The organism is Actibacterium sp., from assembly GCF_041584535.1.
Taxonomy (GTDB): domain Bacteria; phylum Pseudomonadota; class Alphaproteobacteria; order Rhodobacterales; family Rhodobacteraceae; genus Actibacterium_D.
The window spans coordinates 1-1,432 of the sequence record NZ_JBFHDW010000432.1 but is presented as its reverse complement, the minus strand read 5'-3'; the positions used below and the strand labels follow the sequence as shown (position 1 = coordinate 1,432).

The 1,432-nt window shown below is 66.6% G+C and carries 2 protein-coding genes; both read right to left on the bottom strand.

The window, feature by feature from the left end; genetic code table 11:
* Window positions 1–506: hypothetical protein (locus ABYW26_RS14475; RefSeq protein ID WP_372605619.1), on the bottom strand; the 506-nt coding region annotated here is incomplete at its 3' end.
* A gap of 137 nt (window positions 507–643) precedes the next feature.
* Window positions 644–1,432 (bottom strand): phage major capsid protein (locus ABYW26_RS14470; RefSeq protein WP_372605618.1); only part of this gene is annotated, 789 nt, incomplete at its 5' end.

The window sequence follows — 1,432 nt, the reverse complement described above, 5'->3', positions numbered from 1 at the left end:
TAATAATGCGCCGCCAACAGCATCACCGCCTGCGCCAGATCCGCCGGCACCGCGTCCCATGCGGCGCCAAAGCCCGCGTCAAAGGCGATCTCGGCACTGCCGCCCATCGGGATCACCGGCAACGCAAGACCGTCGGCCGCTACCCGTGGCCGGTGCGTGTCGCGCTCCAGCCGGTAAGTGCCCGTGTCCAACAGGGTTTCGGCCCCCAGCCGGTCGATGATCCGCACCGCCGTCACCGTGTTCACCGGCGCCACTGGCAGCGGCTGTCGTTCGCCATCACGCCACGCCAGCACCTGCCAGACGAACGACCGGGTCAACAGCACCTTGCCGGTGCGCCCCTCGATCGCGGCGATTGCCGCTCGCAGCAGCGCCTCCAGCAACGCGTCCTCGGCCCCGTCATCGGCAAAGCCGGTGCCCAGCCGCAAATGGTCCCGTAACTGGCCTACCGGCAGGGCGGCAGCGGGCACAGTGGTCTGCTCGATCAGCATCATGCGCAAATTCTCCATTCAGCCCCCCGGCCAAAACAGGCGCGCGCCCTGACGTTGCTCATACGGAGGGAGCAGCTGGACAACGTCTTGGACCACCCCAAGAGGCACGCGCCTGAACCGCCCCCGATCATCGGAGGCGGCCGTTTCCCCTGCCCTTAGGTCAGCGAGAATTTCAGCAGCTTGATCGCGGCAAAGTCGCTGACGTCGCCACCAACGCGCTTGGTCGCATAGAACAGCACATGCGGCTTGGCGCTGAACGGATCGCGCAGCACGCGCAGATCCGGGCGCTCGGCGACGGTGTAACCGGCGCGGAAATCGCCAAAGGCAATAGCGCAGGCATCGGTCGCGATGTCCGGCATGTCCTCGGCGATCAGCACCGGATAGCCCAGCAGACGCGCCGGTTCACCCGCCGACAGGCCATCGGACCACAGGAAGCGGCCGTCGGCATCCTTCATCTTGCGCACCACGCCCGCGGTTTTCGAATTCATCACGAACGTCGCATTGGCGCGGTATTCGGCGCCCAGGGCATAGACCAGATCCAGCACCGCATCCGCCGGGGCCGCCGCATCGAAATCGCCCGCCGTGCCGGTGGCGATATAGCCCAGGCTGCCCCAGGCCCAGCTGGCCTCGGGGGTCTGGGTATGGGTCAGAATGCCGGTCGGTTTGTCGACACCGTCACCGTTGAGAAACGCCCCGGCCTCGGCGCGCGAGAAACGGTCGGCGATGCGGCCCGCCAGCCAGCCCTCGATGTCAAAGGCGCTGTCGTCCAGCAGACGCTGGCTCGCCTTCGGCATGGCGCTGAGCTCATGCAGCGGGATCGAGACGCGCTCGATCTGCGGCGTGGTGGTTTCGGTCTGGGCGCCGGTTTCCGACGACCAACCCGAGCCGAATTCCGAATGGTCCACCAACACGTCATACGAGGTGGATTCAACGGTCACCACCTG